The following is a 16,835-nucleotide window of genomic DNA, read 5'->3' as shown; positions in this document are numbered from 1 at the left end:
CTTACTATTATTATACCACAAACCTATCTTTTAAAAAGACCTTTTACTCATTTTTCAGAAGTGTCTCAACTTCCCTCTTGAATCCATACTTCTGGAGATATTCAATCAATGCTCCTTCCATGACTTCTCTCTGGGTGACATTCTTTTCTTTGCTAAATTCTGCAGTAAGCTTTGCTACCATATCACTCATATAAATGGCTTTGGTTCTGACAAGTCCTGGCACTACATATCTTGGTATGGTCCCATCTTCTTTAGTTCCTGATAATAGTTGGTAGATGTCATCTCTTTTCTCATATAGAAATTGGATGAAAGGAATGTATTCATCTATATCTGTTGGTGGATTTTGGGTTGTTACTACTTCCTCTATTACTTCATCTGTTGTTTTTTCCTCTACCTTTCCTATCGTCTTTACATAATTGTTTTTATAAGCATTCCACTCATAACCTTTGTTAGCCATATATTCTGCCATTTCTTTATGGTCTTTGAATCCTTCTTGTTTGGCTATTAGCATTGGGTCTGCGTTAGCTTCCTCAAAGGCAGTGATGATACTCACTACCTTTGTAGGTGCATAGCTTTTAGGGTCTCGGTTTAGTTTTAGTTTATCCACTCTATTTTCTTTTGGCACATACTGCCCACTTTCGCTATCATATCTGAAATTCTTCCTTCTCATATACATATCCAAACTCTTATAGTTTTTATACCCTAATTCCTCTGCAGCTTCATCTCTTGTTTGAAATTTCAATAGCTCTATTATCTTTCTTACCTTTGAAGTATAAATTGGTTTATTGTCACTCATCCTTTTCCCTCCTATAAAAGATTTACTGTATCGCTTAATTTATTCATGTCTTGATGAAGATATCTTGTGGTTACTGCTAGGTTTGCATGACCTAGTAGTTTTTGAATGCTTACCACTGAAGCTCCTTTTTCTAAAAGGTTTGTTCCAAAGGAATGCCTTAACACATGGGCTGAAATGTCCTTTTCAAGTCCGATCTCATATGCAGCTTCTTTAATAAGCCTATTGATATAGCTACTAGATACTTTTCCAGTACTTTCTAAAGCAAAGAACCTATTAGAATCTGCTTCCCTAATATTTTCTAGATAATTTTGTAGTATGTTGCAGAGTTTATCATTGATTGGAATGTCCCTATCCTTCCCACCTTTTCCTTCAATAATATGCATTACTTTGTTTTCTAAATCCACGTCTTCTAGTTTTAAATGAATTATCTCTGATACCCTCCCACCAGTATAGAACATAGTTTGAACTACTGTTTTAATAACTGGTTGCCTAATTGCTTCTATAAGGGCTTCAAATTCCTCTTCTGTTAAGAAGTCTCTTTCCTTTTGCTTTACTTTTACTGGTTCCACTAGATTAGCAATATTTTTCTTTACAATATCTTTTTTCACGCAGTATTTATAAAAGCTTCTTAAGATATAAACTGACCTACTTCTACTAGCTGTTGCTATGCCTCTCTCCTTTTGGTCCAGAAGATAATCCTCAATATCCTCCAATTCAATATCTTTTATATACATTGGGCAATTATGTTTTACACTTAAGAAATTATCAAAATAAATCAGTTCTTTTTCATATCCTATGATGGTTTGTTTTGATCTATCTATTAGCTTCATATATTTTGAAAACTCCCGTATCCCTTGACTTAACAGCATTCTATCTCCTCCTTATGTTTTGGTACTAGCATATTACAATTACGTTTCATTATTATCAAGTTAATTTTCCCTTATAATTAAGGCTTGATTTATATTAGAAATTTAAGATTTTTAAGGTTAAAAAAATAAGCCCTGAACGATTTGTCCAAGGCAAAATACTATTTATTGAATATCATAATGGTGGCATCAAAACCTGCCGACTTTAATTTTTTAACTTGTCTTTCTGCATTTTCTCTTTCTTTAAAAGAACCTGCCATCACTCGATATAGGGATTGACCACTTGGTGGAGAGCCAGTAGATGTTATATATTTAATTCCTAACTGAGATAAAATTGCTTTTGATATGGCTTTTACGATTTTCTCAAACTTATTATCGAATAATTGATTATCGTGGGCATTATCAATAAACCCTATTTCAATAAGTACTGCAGGTGCTTTAGTTTCTCTTAATACATGAAAGTTAGCTTTCTTTACTCCTCTATCTGTAAAGCCAACATCCACTAAAGAACTTTGTATCTTATTAGCTAACTCTTTAGCCTTTGCCCCTTGATTTAAATAGGTATAAGTTTCTGCCCCTTTAGCTTTCTCTGGTTTAAAAGCATTTCGATGAAAGGATATAAAGTAATCATATCTGCCACTCTTTTCAAAGCTACTTCTTTCCTTTAAGCTTACAGTTATGTCTTTCGTTCTAGTTTCATCTACAATAACTCCACATCTTCTCAATTCTTTAGCCACTGCTCTACCAAGATTTAATATATCATCTTTCTCGCATCGATCTTTATATATGGCTCCTGGATCTTCTCCACCATGCCCATAGTCCAAGCAAAGTCTCGCCATTTAATCATCCTCCTTCTTTAATTCTGTAAATACTTTCTTTAAGCTTTCTGGCACAGGAAGTCCAATCTTAGCAGCATTTTCTACTATGCTTAATCCTTCATTGGAAAGATAGAAAAATATTACAGCGGTTCTAACTGCACTCCCATTTTGGAGAATATAAAAGTCTATGATATGGCCTATCCCTACAAATATAAAGATGAGTACTTTTTTAAAAATACCTTTAAATCCAATGCTACTAGATAACTTCTTATCTAAAATAGCCACCATCAAACCTGTTATATAGTCAAGTACTACAAAAGCTACTAGTGCATAAAGCAAGCCATCAAATCCACCTAAAAACCAACCAATATATGCACCAATGGCTGCAAATATAATTTGGATGGTATGGATTATATCTTTCATGCATTTTCCTCCTTTCAGCATAAAAAATAGACATCCATTAGATGTCCATCATTTCATGCTTTCAATTTTCAGTTCTCCTAAAGCTGATTTAATCTTCTGTGTCAGAGTAGGTAAGCTTTCTCCAAAAGTTACATTTAGCTTAAAACCACCTGCTTCATAAATTTCTGTTACCTCTGTAATCCTAGTATCCATGGTAACACCCCAGTCCTTATTCTTAACTGTCACTATATCTCCCAATTTCCAATCCTTCTCATACTTAAATGGCCCTTCTGGAAGTATCTCTGATTGGAAAGTAAGAACTCTTTTATGTTCATTAAGTTTAGCTTCACCTCTCCTTGGCAAATCATCACTATTTTCTAAATCTCTTGCATCTACAAATATGATGTGTTTATCAAGACCAGTATCATCGCTTCCAACTGTTATAATTTCTCTATTCGCACCTTCACCTTGTCCTGCCACAATAGCAAAATTTCCATAGTCCAATAAACTATCTACATACTCCTGGGATTTAACATTGTCGAATTCAGGGGAGAAGATAACAGGAGGATTAATATTTTGGCTTACTGAAAAATCCCTTCCATTATATATGTCAAATATCCACTTCTTTAAATTGAAGTCAGGATAGATATACCAACCTAGTCCTGATAGATTACTTATTATTTCCAACTCTTCTTCTAAATTTTTATATCTACTTTGCCATTTAATATTAGGACCTCTATTCTTATTTTCTGCTATATCTAGCATAGGAAACTCCATACCAGGAATATCTAAACAATTCCTTTTCACATAATGCTTCATAGCTGTTTCTGCATCAGCTTCAATTGTATCTGTGGCTTGGTTATCTGATGGAATAGTAATTCTTTGTTTTGTAATAGCTCCTAGTGTATGACCTTTAACTATTAGGATTTCTTCTCCCTGTTCATTTGTCTTTATTTCTTTATGCCTTATAATTCCTACCTTATATTTATCTGCCCCGAGCATGATTAGTTGATTAATATTTAGCTTATCTGCATTTTGAACTTTTCTATTAGTAACTAGCTGGAATTCTCCAGTAGAATAGTATCTTCTTAAAAAAGAAAAAGAAAGATAGTTGTCTATCTCTCCCTGTAAATCTAGTGTTGTTGATAATATTCTTATAGGTTTCATAGATTGTTCACCTTCAATTCATTACTATTTATTTTTATCCTATCAAATCTCTTTAAAACCATTATTTATTTTAGCCCATATCTTGTCAATTTGTCGAAGTGTATTATTTATTTTCACCTTGCCTGTGTCATATCTTTTAATCACATTATTTATATTTAAATACACTTCTATATCTTTTAAAGGTAGCATAACAGCATTGCCAATATAATTTTTATAATCTGGGCTTGTAGGATAAGCTATAACCCACAATCTACTATCCTCTTTTAATTTGTCTTTATTTATTATTGTATAGGTATTATTTGAAGAGTTATTTTTACGCCAAGCTCTATCTTTATCATTTTGAAAATAAAAAATATATTCAGCAGGTATTTCTCTTCCTTCTTTATCAATTAATTGGTCACAGCTTATCTTAAATTTATCACCTAAATCTTCCTTATTTAATGAAAGCTTTTGCTTTATAATACCATTTCTATATTGAGGTAGTAGTTTTGTCATACAACCATTATCAGTTTTTATTCCATCACTTGTAACATAATCAGTACCAGTAAATAAACCAGTTTTTACTTGTTTATATCTTATATAAAGGTCAATATTTAAATTATTAAACTTATCTTCAGGTATTTCAAATATCGGTATAGTTATACTTGTAATATTCGAATCGTTATTAGGAACAGCACCATTTTTACATACTCCATTTTCACAAAATACTATACCCATAAACTTAAGATAATAAAATGTAGTATACATATTCCAGTATGCATCTGCATAATAACTATGTCCTGTATATCGGTATTTACAATTAAAAATTATTTTCCCCTCTTGTATAGTCACTTTTGCGTATCCTAATTTATCATAAAACATTAAAGAGTTAATAAAATATGGTTCCTTTGGTTCCTCATATGCTATATAGTTCATATACTTATCACTATGATTCCTCTCTCTATTGTAATATACTCTATTATTAGAACCAAATGAAGTTAAATATGATTGCCCTTTGGGGGATGTTGGTAAATCTCCATACTCCCTATAAAGATATAAATTATTAACTAGATGATCCCAAGTACCTGAGCCATCCTTTTCATCATTTAAGCTCCCATTTACATATCTAAGAAGTCTAATAGAGATAAGTTGACAAGGAAAATGTACTTTGCTTTTTTGATAAGTATCAACAGTATAGTTTTCAACATTTTCAGAACCAAACCAACCTGCAATTAATCCAGCTGATGCTGCTATATTATCTAATATAAAAGCCATTTTATCCTCTCCTATTTGTATTTAATCCAAATATCTCCATTATCCATAAGAGCTAAATCTGCGTCATTTGGGGATAAGATTATATTCCTAATTTGTGCAATTGTATATGATGTATTAGAGTGTGCTTTAGCTATACCTGTAAAACTACCACCTGCTAATGGCATTTGTTTAACATCATCTACATTTGCTAATTTTCGAGCACCACTCTCAATTCCTGCCAACTTATCTTTTTCTGCTTTCGTTCTATGCGACACATAATCTGCCTTATGTTCATCAAAGTTAATTTTAGTAACAAGATTTGTAATATCTTTTATTTCATTGAACCACATTTTCCATTCTAAATAAAATTCACCACTTGGTTCTAATATCTTATCTTCTATCCAATCAGACCATGTTTTTTGAAAAAGATTTAATTTTAATTCTAGCCCATTTACAAATTCATTATAGCTTGAAGTTGAATCCTCCTTTTTATGTTTTAAATAATTTATCCATTCATTAAATATCTCTGTAGTATCCACCTGTTCAAATAAATGTGTAACAAGACCACATACTTCATTATTAACTCTTTCATCAGTTATTTGATAAGATTCAATAAAACTCTTTCCTGCAATAACTTCTACCTGAGCTAAAGATATTTCATAGATGTTATCATTCCTAGTTAACTTTGCTGGCACTGGTTCTTCTGCTGGAATTCCCTTTAAAATAAAAGCCCTGACATATCTTTTCTCCAAAGACTTATCAAGGCGAATAACTACTCTATCAATTCTATTAAATTCTGGATCTGCTGTGCCATGTTCTAATGCCAAAGACTCAGTGTCTATTTTATAAAGATATCCTTCAATCCAAGCATACCCGGGCTTAATAAATACTTTCATATCTTTTCCTTCAGTGCCCACTTGAAGATTTTCTCCTCCATTAAAAATACCATTTCTTATAAACTGCCTAAAATATTCTGCAAACTCATCAGCGGTATAATATCTTTCATCTTCTCCATCTATTGAGTCAAAGAATCGAAACCTTTCAGCCATGAATTTCCTCCTTTCTAAAGACCAATGTATCTATTTTTCCACTTTACAATAACTTTCGTTTTTATACTATCATTATTACTTTCATAGCTTAAAATATTCTCCCCTTGCAAAAGACACCAAAAGATGCTATCCAAATCTATATAGTGAAATGCATTTTCCCCATTAATCCTCACATACTTTTCTCCAAAGTTAGTGGATACTGTTAATACATCCTGTTCTCCAAGTTCCCTATTGACTTTAATGAATTCTCCAGTTGTTAAATTTGTTACTGTAGGATTAATAGCAGGGCCCCTGAATTCAATAGTAACTGGAGTAGAGACATCTCCTTCATTTACTGCCTTTCTTTTAAATCCTCTATCAGAAAAGCTGGTAGGCAAAAATAATCTAAATTTAAGTCCACCCATAATATAGGACATTTCTCTACTTTCATAATAGGTATCAAGCCAAAATGGCTGGTGGCAAAGTAGATATAATAAATACTTTTGATAATATAATCCTTTACTACCTTGACCACTAGGAAAAACTGGTGTAGTTTCTGCTATTGCTTTGATTTCTTTAATTATATCATTATGATAGTAGGTGAGGATTAGCTCTCCAAGTTTAGGATTTAATACTCTCTGCATCTCCCTTCTACATTCTAAAACCTCATTAGGATTACCTCTTGTTACAATTACTCCTTCAATGGAGATGGCTCTACTTTCTAGCATATTATCAATATAAGTAGAGCCATCTTGTTTGGGTGATTTTTGACTTTCAATTGTAACTGGAATATTTCCAGCTCCATCTAATATTTCTAAAAAATAAGGAGATTGATTGCCAAGGGTAATGCTTTCTCCATTTTTATTAGTAATAACAACTTTCTCCATAACACACCTCCTACCATTCAAGAGCAAGTTGTCTTGATGCATTTTTAATTTGTCTTGCTGTTTCAGATGGGGTTAACGGAGTAGAACTGTTGATAACTATGTTTTGAGTTATACCTTTATCCCCAGAAAGCATCTTTTTAGTCACATTATCGTTATAAATCCTACTACCTCTTGGAAGTTCTACAAGCTCTGGACCAAGTTCTCCTACCATAGTAAGTCCACCTTGAAAGAAGCTAGTTCCGCTAAAGTTAGAATCTGCCCCTCCACCTGAAAATACTCTTTTTACTTTTTCTACAATACTAAATACCTTTTCTTTTACCTTTGTGGCATTCCATTCTTTTATCTTTTCTATTCCTTCTGATATTTTACTTTTTACTTTACTAATACTACTAGATACAGAAGTTTTAACTACTTCCCAATTTTCAGAAGTAGATATCTTTATATCTTCCCATCTTTTAGTAACATCTTCTTTAATTTCTCTAGCTTTAGTAATAGTATCCTCTTTCATAGAACTCCAGCTATTAGCTAAGTTCGTTTTTATATTTTGCCATTTTTGAGATGAATCTTTTTTAATTTCTTCCCATCTCTTTATTACATTTTCTTTTATTTCTCTAGCCTTAGTGGATACATCACTTTTCATAACCTGCCACTTTGTCTTAATCTCTCCTGTTTCCCAGTCTACTTGGTTGACATGCTCTTTGGCTTGAGTTTTAGCTTCATCTACTACTTTCTCATGCATATCTTCTGCTTTTTTAATGGATTCATCTTTTTGACGAGTAGCTTCTTTTATTAATTTATCTGCCTGATCTTTAGTAATAGTTTTTGATTCATCTCTTTGTCTGATGATTTCCTTAACCACTTCTTTGTATTGTTCCTCTGCTGCTTTAATGGTTTTATCCTTTTGCTCTAAACTATTTTTAACAACCTCTGCAGCTTGCTTTGCAGTAATCTCTCCAGCTTGAGCCTTCATCCTTTCCATAATGGACTTTGATTCTACTTCATTTTCAGATAGAACCCTAATTCCCGTATCTACCATCTCTTGTTGGATAGTATTTATCTCTTCCTGCTCAGATTTAGTTAAGGCTCTTTTTTCAATGGAAGCTGTATCTAATATCTCTTTTATCCTTGCTTCACTATCAGAAATTTCCTTCTTTCTATTTTCATAGCCCTCTTGCATATTATTTAAAATCTCATCTTGTTCTGTTTTAGATAGGGATGTACTGTTAGTTACAAAGTTTTGTATCTTTCCTAAAGACTCTTCATGGTGCTTATCTAGTCCAGCTTGAACCTCACTTGTCATTTGTGAGAAGTTTGCTGTTATCCCGTCTGCCATTTCTTTAGTTACTTCCTGACCACTCCATGAAAGTTGATTTAAAGCTAAAGTTGCTTCATCGTTTAATTCTAAAAACCCTCCTACAGCTTTCTTTGTAGACTCAGATACTTCATCTCCAAACAACTCTATAGTAGGAATACTTTCTTTTGAAAGATGTTTATATAGTGCAATACCTGCCACTGTAGCAGCTCCAATTCCTAAAGTCCATGGATTTAAAAGTAAGGCTCCAGCTTTAGCAGCTATTCCTGCTGCACTAAATCCAGTAGCCATTCCACTAGTAGCAACTGTGACTCCAGCAGTTCCTGTTTTTAATCCAGCTAAAGCTATTGATACTTTTGAAAAGGAAGTAATAATAGTACCTGCTCCACCTATAACCTTTCCACCAAGGATTAATAATGGTCCTATAGCTGCTGCAAGGGCTGCTACTTTCACTATAGTTTCCTGAGTAGCAGGATTTAGATTTGCAAACCATTCTACTACAAGTTGCAGCTTTTCAACTAAGGTTTGTAAATGGGGAACTAAAATCTCAAATATCTGTATTCCTACACCTTCAAGAGCAGATTTTAATTTAGTGATTTCACCTTGGAGATTATCCTCCATAGTTTCAGCCATCTCTTTTGCTACACCGTTGTATTCCCTTGTAGCTTGAGTGAGTTTTTCATAGTCTTCAGGACTTGCATTTATGATTGCAAGCATTCCACTCATTGCTTCTTTTCCAAATATAGTAGCTGCATATTGGGCCTGTTGTTCTTCAGAAAGTCCTGCAAACTTTAATCTTAATTCATCCATCACATCTTTAAATGGAAGCATTTCTCCATTGGCATCTGTAATAGATAGACCTAATTGATTCATGGCTCCCGCCATTTTATCAGTTGGATTAGCAAGGTTTGCAATGGCAGTCTTTAGAGAAGTTCCAGCTTGGCTCCCTTTAATTCCTGCATTGGCCATAAGTCCTAAAGCAAGGGCTGCATCTTCTGCAGAATATCCCAATGCACCAAAAAGAGGAGCCACATATTTAAAGGACTCCCCAAGCATTGCTACATTTGTATTTGAATTTGATGATGCACTGGCTAATAAATCTGCAAAGTTAGATGCCTCTTTTGCTTCCATTCCAAAAGCAGTAAGGGCATCAGTGACAATGTCAGAAACTAAACCTAAATCCTCACCACTGGAAGCTGCAAGCATCATAACTCCATCTAAACCATCAAGCATTTGTGTAGTGTCCCAGCCAGCCATGGCCATATACTTTAAAGCTTCGGCAGATTCAGATGCACTAAACTTTGTGGTAGCACCCATTTCCTTAGCTTTTTCCTCTAGCAATTTTAAATCATTACCTGTAGCACCACTTATAGCCCCTACTTCACTCATACCAGCTTCAAAATCAGAGCCTACTTTTATTGCAGCAGTTCCAATGCCTACAAGAGGAAGTGTAATCTTTTTAGTTAAGTCTTTACCTACAGCTTCCATCTTTTCCCCTACATCTTGCATCTTCTGCCCAACTGGCTCTAATGCTTTTCCCAGTTTATAAAAGCCTGAGGATTGCAGTTCTATTTCCTGATTTACCTTCTTTAAATCCTGCTCCATATAGGCTAATTGTGTCTTTGCCTTATTTAATTTTATCTCTAAATCCTGTGTAGCTTTGGCATCTTTTCCTTTTGTCTCTACTGACTTTTGATGGGCTTCTTCTAAAGCCTTTACTTTTTGCCTTTGAAGTTCCGTTTGTTTTGTTAAACTATCAGATTTTAGTTTAAGACTATCTAGTCCTTTTCCATGCCTTCCCATCTCAGCACTTGCTAGTTTAAACTCCGATTGAACTTTTTTCATCTCTCGGTTTAAGCTGTTTATTCCATTTTGAAATCCAGTAGAGTCTAGGCCTACCACTACATTTAATTTCCCTATTTCCTTTGCCACTTATTTCACCTGCCTTTGGGCATAAAAAATACACCTAGAATTTAGGTGCCTCTTGTTAAAATTATAAAAGGCCTCTAATATATAGAGACCTTGACCCCGTAGGGCATTGATTTTATTGATGCAATTAAACATCAAGACTCTTATTAAAGAGCTTTGTTTTTGTTTAATTAGATTATTTTTTAAAGTAAATCTTGATATTTTTGCCTACCATATAAAACACGCATTATAATTACTTGTTGTTCTTTTTCATTTACTAAATAAAAAGCAATGTAATTATCTATTATTAACTTTCTATAGCCTTTCTTTTTTAAAAACTCATCTGCTACATAATTACATGAAAACGGAAAATCTTTAAGTTGCATAATACTCATTTCTATTTTTTCCAAAAGATTTTTAGCAGCTTTTTCAGCGTATAGCTCTTTAGAAATATAACTATATATTTTATCTAAATCCTCACTGGCTTTTGGGGTAAATTTTAGACTATAATTATTCTTTGACATATTTTCCCCTTAAATCTTTAAAAACACTTTCAGCATCTAATAGCATTTCTCCGTTTTCAATTTGACTTTCTGCTTCGGCTAATTTTTTATATAAATCTACTTTAGCTAACTTTCTTTCATATGTTTCCATACTCATAACTACTAAATCTCCATAGCCATTCTTTGTGATAAAAATTGGTTCTTTAGTTTTATGACAAATCTCAGAAATCTCAGTTGTATTTCTTAAATCTTTTATCGGTCTAATTTCAGGCATAATATCAACTCCTTTATTAATATTATGCCTTAATTATAGCATAATTATGTTTTGATTACAATTAAACTTTTTTACTTTTAATTGATTTATTACAAAATTTCATCAATATATACTTTTTCCTCTCCAAGTTTCTTAGTCATTAGTTTCAAATAATAGATTATATCCATGGAGTCAATTTCATTTAATGTCCAACCTTTATCCAAAAGTGCTAGATACAACTGGTCTATAAAATCCTGGGGATCCATGGCATTCCCCTCTACTGGTTTTTTCCATCACCTGCTGTTACTTCTGACATCTCACCTACTACTTCATTAATACATTTTGTGATGGTAGGAATTAAGTCTTTAGATTGAAGTCCATCGTAGACATCATCTCTAGTAAATTGATTACCAAATAGTTCTACTATATAGTCAATTAGTTTATCTAATTCCTCTGGAGAAATGTTATCAAAATCTACTCCTTGGGATACTTCAATGGTTCTTCTAACCATCCTTGCAGATATAAAACCAGTGGTGTAGGTCTTATCTTTTTTATCCTTCTTTAATATAATCTCCATATATTAAACCTCCTGTGTTGTAGTATCTCCTGGAACCTTTTCAAACCAAGTATCAGCTCCTAGGAAATCTGCACCATCTTCATCTGCTGTGTGTTTCCAGTCTCCATCATGAAGTCTTGGCATAAAGGTAAGTTTAATCTTTGGTGTCTTATGCTCCACATTATCTTTCTTAGTGGAATAGTCTTCTGCCATAGGCTGGGCCACTCCTTTTAAAAGCCACACATAACGATATTTTCCATTGGATTTTAAGCTTTTAAATCCTAATGCGATATGTGGTGGAATATCTGCTTTGTTTTCTACAAGTACTCCTTCCACAATCTTATTTCCTAATAACTTGACCCTTGTTGCTAAAGGTAAATCTGCTGTTTCTACCTCCACATCAATTTTTCCTAATGCAGATACAGATTCCCAAAGCTGATCATCGGCATAGACTTCTTGAGTATTTACCGTTGGGTTTATCGTAGCATTTATAGCTCCCGCCATTGGTTCAGGAACAGCATAAGTTAGTTCTTCTATGGTGTCTTTATTTAAAATAGCAAAATGTAAATCTTTTAATCCTACTTGTGCCATTTACATGACCTCCTTAAAAAATCTCATTACTTTGTGATATATCTTTAAATCCTCTTCATATAAATCATAAAAGTTTAATTTAGTAAAATTGGCTGTTAGCATACTTTGGTGTACTTCTTTTCCGATTTCAGTGTAATCTGATCTGCTCCATATATCAATTTGCACGTAGTAACCAGTAGCAATTTCTAAATCATCAGCGTGTTGTTCTGGCCTATCTAGATAAGTGAAAAAGGTGATATATGTTTCTTCATTACCTGTATAAGTTTGAAATCTTACTGGAACCCGAATATCTCTTAAAGCTGATAACACTTCTTTATTTATACTCATAGCCCCAATCCTTCTTTTAAATTTTTCTCAATCGTCTCCATGGCATTTTCTTTAGAAACTTCATAGCCTCTTGCCATAAAAGGATTGGCCTTCATCTTTATTGTCCCAAATTCCACAAATTTACTATAAAATACATCCTTATTAGGCCCTACTTCCACCTGCTTTGCTCCATCCTTGTTTTTCACCCTAGATACAGTTATGCTTTCCTTTAACTTTCCACTTCTTATAGGCGTTTCCTTTTGAATGGCTTCTTTTACTACATCTCCAGCTTCCCTTAATGCCTTATTTTCAATTCTAGAACCAGTCTTACCTAGCTTTTCGATTTCATTAAGAAGATTCTCCATTCCTTCTAACTTCATATCAGCCACTCTTATCCACCTCCAATGCCTTTATTTCCATATACACATTTTTGTATTTTATATTATCAATGGCAGTGATGTTATATTGTCTTCCTTGAAAGAGTATCCTCATAGAAGTGTCTATATTTTTAAGGTAGCGAATAGTAAACTTAACTGTATTTTCTCTTTGTACTGCTGCAGCTTCAAAGTATTCTCTTCCATGAAGATTGGTAACAGCTGCCCATACAGTTTTAAAATCTTCCCATTCTTCAACTTCAAAGCCATTCTCATTGGTGGTGGTAGTTAATCTTTGAAAGGTAATTCTTTTATTTAGTTCTCCTGGATTCATTCCACCATCTCCTCTGAGTAACAGTAATTAAGCTGGGCTAGCATACTATCAATTACAGGCCTTATCTTTTGGCCTACCTTTCCAGCAGTTAAACCTCGGTTTTCATACCAATCTACTACTAGGACTAGACAAAATAGCCTAGCTAAAGGGTTTGTACTATTAAAGGTCTTACCTGTGGCATTTTTAAGATACTCTTCAGAAACATTGATTAAGGATTCTATTAAACTATCATCTTCATCTCCACCTACTCTTAAATATTCTTTAGTTTCTTTTAGTGTAATTAGCAAGGCTTATCACCTCCAAAAGGAGTGGAAAACCCCATCCCTATGCTCCAGTTGTTGAGATAGTAAGCTTTCCAAATACTGCTGCATCTGTATCCCATTTCACACAATCATCTCTTGTAATAGTTCTAAGTTCAGTAGTATCTCTTCTCCAAGCATCTCCACCAGTAGTTGTAGAAGCTAATTCATAAACTCCTTGATTAAATAGAACCATTAGCTCTTTAAAGTTTCCAACTATAAATGTAGCTTTTACTGTGGTAGTTCCAGTGGAAGGTAATGTTCTATTGGCTAATACTACAATTGGTCTACCTTTAAATAGTTTCTTTCCAGGTTGAGTAATATCATCTTGAAGTAGTGGTCTGCCATTACCATCTTCCTGTTCATCTAGCCATTGGAATCCATCTTGATTTGTGATGATTTTACTGGATAGACTTAATGCAGGATCTAAATCTACATTTAATACTTTTTTAATAGCCTTAATGTCTTTTAAATCTTTACTTGATAGAGATTTTAATATCTCTATAATTAAACTATTTTTAGTTACTACGTGCTTCTTGGCTATCCATCTTGTTACATAGGCTATAATATTTTGGTCGCTATCCTTTAATAGCTCATTAGTAATTGGTAAAAAACCTGCTCTTTTCACAAGCTTATATGTTACTGGTGTAAATTTAGGATTATCAATTTCTTTAATTTCTCCATACTCATCTACCACTTGAAAAGGAACCATATCCTCATCTTTTTCTAAAACCCTAGAACCAGATAGTGTGTTTACCTTCTCTACTCTAATAATCTTAGATAAATCATTCATGCTTCTCATAAGCTCATTAATTCTTGTTTGAATATCCTCTGGGACAATAATTCCCGTATCTCCATCAGAGTCAGTGCTTACTCCACCTTCATGCATAGCAGCTTTATATTCATTAATAATGCTATAATCATCTGCAGTAATTCTCTGTTTCCTTAAGCCTTTTAAAAATACTTGTTTATATTCTGCTTCTAAGTCTTTATCGGTATCATTAAGTGGTGTGGCATCTTCCATATCAAACTTTTCAGCTGCTTCTAATTCCTGCTGAAGGGTCACTTTCTTTTGTAGTGCTCTTACCTCTTCCATCAAATCTTCAGCTTCAGCTACTTTATCTTCTCCAAGTAGACTTCTTACCTTTGCTTTCTTTTCTTCTAGGTTTTGAAGTAGTTCTCTTAATTCTTTACTCAAATTCATCCCATCCTTTCTGAAATAAAAAAGAGCCTAAAGCTCTAGTTCAATTAATAATTTCTGTTTTAATAATGCTTGTTTTCTAACTTCCAAATCATTCTCTATTTCTATTAACTCTTTAGGTGTATTTTTGTATCTAGCCAATATATCCTTATCTATAGAAGCAGCCATATTTTTTTCTTCCTCTACCACATCACAAAATCCATACTCTTCACATTCTGTAGCTGTTAGCCAAGTTTCACTATCCATAATCTCTATAATCTCATCTCTTGTTAGTGCAGAGTGATTTTCATAAGCTGCAATTAAACTTTCTCGGATTTTATCTAAGTCTTCTGCTAGCTTTCTAAACTCATCTGCATTACCCATGCCTACAGTCCAAGGATTATGAATCATCATCATGGCATTTTTGGGCATAAAAATAATATTGCCTGCCATGGCTATGACACTCGCAATACTTGCAGCTAATCCATCAATATATACATTTTTATGTGCCTTATGCCTTTTTAATATGGAATAAATAGTCTGACCTGCAAATACATCCCCTCCTGGAGAGTTTATATAAATATTTAGTGTATCTATTTCTCCTAAATTATCTAAATCAGATTTAAACTCTTTAGGAGTTACTTCATCACCCCACCAAGTTTCATTTGAAATCTCCCCATAAATGGTTAACTCTCCCGTTTTTTCATCTAAGGATTTAAAGTTCCAAAACCTTTTATTCTTCTTTCCCAATTTCATCACCACCTCTTTTATACTGCTCACCTGCCATTTCAATAGGCATCATATTTCCATTGATTAAAAGTCTATCTCCTCCTTCTTTTGCCTCCATTTCCTCTAATGCTCTTACTTCGTTAGCTGTTAGAAAACCAGATTGAATAGCAATTCTATATCCTTCATATCTTGTTTTAGGATCAGCTCGGAGTATTGCATTTACATTAAACTTAATATAGTAGCCTTCTTCAAGTTCCCTATTAGTAAATAGCTTATATGTTAATTCCTGTTCATAGCCAGTTAGAATATCCATTAGTGTATCTACATAGAATTCCCTTTGCTGGTATTCTACATTGGTATGAGTTGCTCTATCTAAATCGTTAATCTGATGGTTCTTTATTCCAAAGGCTGCAGCTATTTGCTTTACGGTAAGCTGAGTGTTTTCTATAAACTGGGCATCTGCCATGGTTAAACTTAGAGGCTGAAATTGATATCCTATAGGAAGAAGGGATACCCTGTTAGCGTTTTTAAGTCCACTGGCCATCTGTTCAAATCTTTCACGAAAGACTCTTTGGGCCTCTGGGTTTAAATCTCCTATATAGTGAATAATTCCTTTGGTTTGAAGTCCTGTTTTAAAAGAGTTATTTAAATATTCACTTGCAGCTCCAGCATTTTCTATGGTGTTTTTAAGTTGATTTAATGGAGTCATGCCTACAATCCCATCACTGGTTAGTCCCTTGAAATGTAACATCTCATCAGGATCAATCCTATACTGAGTACCTTTTTTATCGGTGTAAACATACCAAAGTCTACCTTTATGAGGTAGTAGTCCTATATCATCAATATATATTTCTACTTTAGAACTATCTAAGGGATATATTCCTGTAACATGACCTGCATTTTTACCAACTGTTTCAAATTCAATCCAAGCATAAGCATTTCCATAGATATTTCTCTGAACTTCTAAAGCCTTAAAAAAATCCCTGGCACTCATCCAAGTATTAGGTCTAATCTTTAAAATTGGGGTTAGATAATGTTCTGTCGCACTTTGCCTTCCATTATTATTTTTATATACTTTAGTAGGAAGTTTACCTATGCTATCAGCCAATATTCTAATACAGGAAAACACAGTTGCTTCCTTTAGTGCATTTTTACCTTTGTAATTAAGCTCGCTATTTTCAACTCCCAATATTTCTAAAAGCCTTCTATTATTTAATGATATTTCCTCTGGTAACGCTTCAGCTTTAGGACTAAATATATTCTTTAACTTATTAAATACATTCAAATACCATC

At 33.5% G+C, this 16,835-nt stretch carries 21 protein-coding genes; all 21 read right to left on the bottom strand.

The annotated features are described in order from the left end of the window. Positions 1–43: 43 nt before the first annotated feature. The 21 genes from CKV72_RS01720 to CKV72_RS01625 all read right to left on the bottom strand — a co-directional run bounded on the left by CKV72_RS01720 (position 44) and on the right by CKV72_RS01625 (position 16,827). Positions 44–796, bottom strand: a complete 753-nt coding sequence (locus CKV72_RS01720) for a hypothetical protein (RefSeq protein WP_095177295.1) — start codon at positions 794–796, stop codon at positions 44–46. An 11-nt stretch (positions 797–807) separates the two neighbouring features. Beyond that, entirely contained in the window at positions 808–1,665 is an 858-nt protein-coding gene (locus CKV72_RS01715) for a tyrosine-type recombinase/integrase (protein WP_095177294.1), read from the bottom strand. 158 nt (positions 1,666–1,823) lie between these two features. Further along, positions 1,824–2,501 (bottom strand): N-acetylmuramoyl-L-alanine amidase, encoded by a 678-nt coding sequence (locus tag CKV72_RS01710; RefSeq protein ID WP_095177293.1) that lies wholly within the window; start codon positions 2,499–2,501, stop codon positions 1,824–1,826. Then, positions 2,502–2,903 (bottom strand): phage holin family protein, encoded by a 402-nt coding sequence (locus CKV72_RS01705; protein WP_095177292.1) that lies wholly within the window; start codon positions 2,901–2,903, stop codon positions 2,502–2,504. A 48-nt stretch (positions 2,904–2,951) separates the two neighbouring features. Further along, positions 2,952–4,049 (bottom strand): siphovirus ReqiPepy6 Gp37-like family protein, encoded by a 1,098-nt coding sequence (locus CKV72_RS01700; RefSeq protein WP_095177291.1) that lies wholly within the window; start codon positions 4,047–4,049, stop codon positions 2,952–2,954. A gap of 42 nt (positions 4,050–4,091) precedes the next feature. Further along, on the bottom strand, positions 4,092–5,303 hold the full coding sequence (locus CKV72_RS01695; protein WP_095177290.1) for a hypothetical protein: 1,212 nt from the start codon (positions 5,301–5,303) through the stop codon (positions 4,092–4,094). A gap of 11 nt (positions 5,304–5,314) precedes the next feature. Further along, entirely contained in the window at positions 5,315–6,331 is a 1,017-nt protein-coding gene (locus CKV72_RS01690; protein ID WP_197696945.1) for a hypothetical protein, read from the bottom strand. Between the two features lie 14 nt (positions 6,332–6,345). After that, positions 6,346–7,197 carry a phage distal tail protein gene (locus tag CKV72_RS01685; RefSeq protein ID WP_095177289.1) on the bottom strand — a complete coding sequence of 284 codons (852 nt, stop codon included), beginning with the start codon at positions 7,195–7,197 and terminating at the stop codon, positions 6,346–6,348. A 10-nt stretch (positions 7,198–7,207) separates the two neighbouring features. Then, entirely contained in the window at positions 7,208–10,441 is a 3,234-nt protein-coding gene (locus CKV72_RS01680; protein WP_095177288.1) for a phage tail tape measure protein, read from the bottom strand. 179 nt (positions 10,442–10,620) lie between these two features. Continuing rightward, positions 10,621–10,941 (bottom strand): type II toxin-antitoxin system RelE/ParE family toxin, encoded by a 321-nt coding sequence (locus CKV72_RS01675; protein ID WP_095177287.1) that lies wholly within the window; start codon positions 10,939–10,941, stop codon positions 10,621–10,623. After that, positions 10,928–11,194, bottom strand: coding sequence for a type II toxin-antitoxin system Phd/YefM family antitoxin (locus CKV72_RS01670; RefSeq protein WP_095177286.1), 267 nt, complete (start codon positions 11,192–11,194; stop codon positions 10,928–10,930). The genes CKV72_RS01675 and CKV72_RS01670 overlap by 14 nt, the downstream gene beginning before the upstream one ends. 89 nt (positions 11,195–11,283) lie before the next feature. Continuing rightward, entirely contained in the window at positions 11,284–11,439 is a 156-nt protein-coding gene (locus tag CKV72_RS12195) for a hypothetical protein (protein ID WP_169712335.1), read from the bottom strand. Between the two features lie 11 nt (positions 11,440–11,450). Further along, the gene (gene gpG / locus CKV72_RS01665) at positions 11,451–11,750 is read right to left on the bottom strand and encodes a phage tail assembly chaperone G (RefSeq protein ID WP_095177285.1); all 300 of its coding nucleotides are present in this window, start codon (positions 11,748–11,750) and stop codon (positions 11,451–11,453) included. 3 nt (positions 11,751–11,753) lie between these two features. Then, the gene (locus CKV72_RS01660) at positions 11,754–12,320 is read right to left on the bottom strand and encodes a major tail protein (RefSeq protein WP_095177284.1); all 567 of its coding nucleotides are present in this window, start codon (positions 12,318–12,320) and stop codon (positions 11,754–11,756) included. Further along, positions 12,321–12,647 (bottom strand): hypothetical protein, encoded by a 327-nt coding sequence (locus tag CKV72_RS01655; RefSeq protein ID WP_095177283.1) that lies wholly within the window; start codon positions 12,645–12,647, stop codon positions 12,321–12,323. Beyond that, entirely contained in the window at positions 12,644–13,006 is a 363-nt protein-coding gene (locus tag CKV72_RS01650) for an HK97-gp10 family putative phage morphogenesis protein (protein WP_242955753.1), read from the bottom strand. The genes CKV72_RS01655 and CKV72_RS01650 overlap by 4 nt, the downstream gene beginning before the upstream one ends. Before the next feature lies 1 nt (position 13,007). Continuing rightward, a complete protein-coding gene (locus tag CKV72_RS01645; protein ID WP_095177281.1) occupies positions 13,008–13,334 on the bottom strand; it encodes a phage head closure protein in 327 nt (108 codons plus the stop codon). Continuing rightward, the gene (locus tag CKV72_RS01640; protein WP_095177280.1) at positions 13,331–13,621 is read right to left on the bottom strand and encodes a head-tail connector protein; all 291 of its coding nucleotides are present in this window, start codon (positions 13,619–13,621) and stop codon (positions 13,331–13,333) included. Before CKV72_RS01640 ends, CKV72_RS01645 begins: the two co-directional genes overlap by 4 nt. Before the next feature lie 37 nt (positions 13,622–13,658). Then, on the bottom strand, positions 13,659–14,831 hold the full coding sequence (locus CKV72_RS01635) for a phage major capsid protein (protein ID WP_095177279.1): 1,173 nt from the start codon (positions 14,829–14,831) through the stop codon (positions 13,659–13,661). Positions 14,832–14,864: 33 nt separating this feature from the next. Beyond that, positions 14,865–15,563 carry a head maturation protease, ClpP-related gene (locus CKV72_RS01630; protein ID WP_242955731.1) on the bottom strand — a complete coding sequence of 233 codons (699 nt, stop codon included), beginning with the start codon at positions 15,561–15,563 and terminating at the stop codon, positions 14,865–14,867. Further along, complete coding sequence (locus tag CKV72_RS01625; protein ID WP_095177277.1) at positions 15,547–16,827, bottom strand: phage portal protein; 1,281 nt, start codon at positions 16,825–16,827, stop codon at positions 15,547–15,549. The genes CKV72_RS01630 and CKV72_RS01625 overlap by 17 nt, the downstream gene beginning before the upstream one ends. Positions 16,828–16,835 lie beyond the last annotated feature (8 nt).

Source organism: Clostridium cochlearium (assembly GCF_900187165.1).
GTDB lineage: Bacteria > Bacillota > Clostridia > Clostridiales > Clostridiaceae > Clostridium_G > Clostridium_G cochlearium.
The sequence above is the reverse complement of the archived record's forward strand: the minus strand, read 5'-3'. Positions and strand labels throughout refer to the sequence as shown.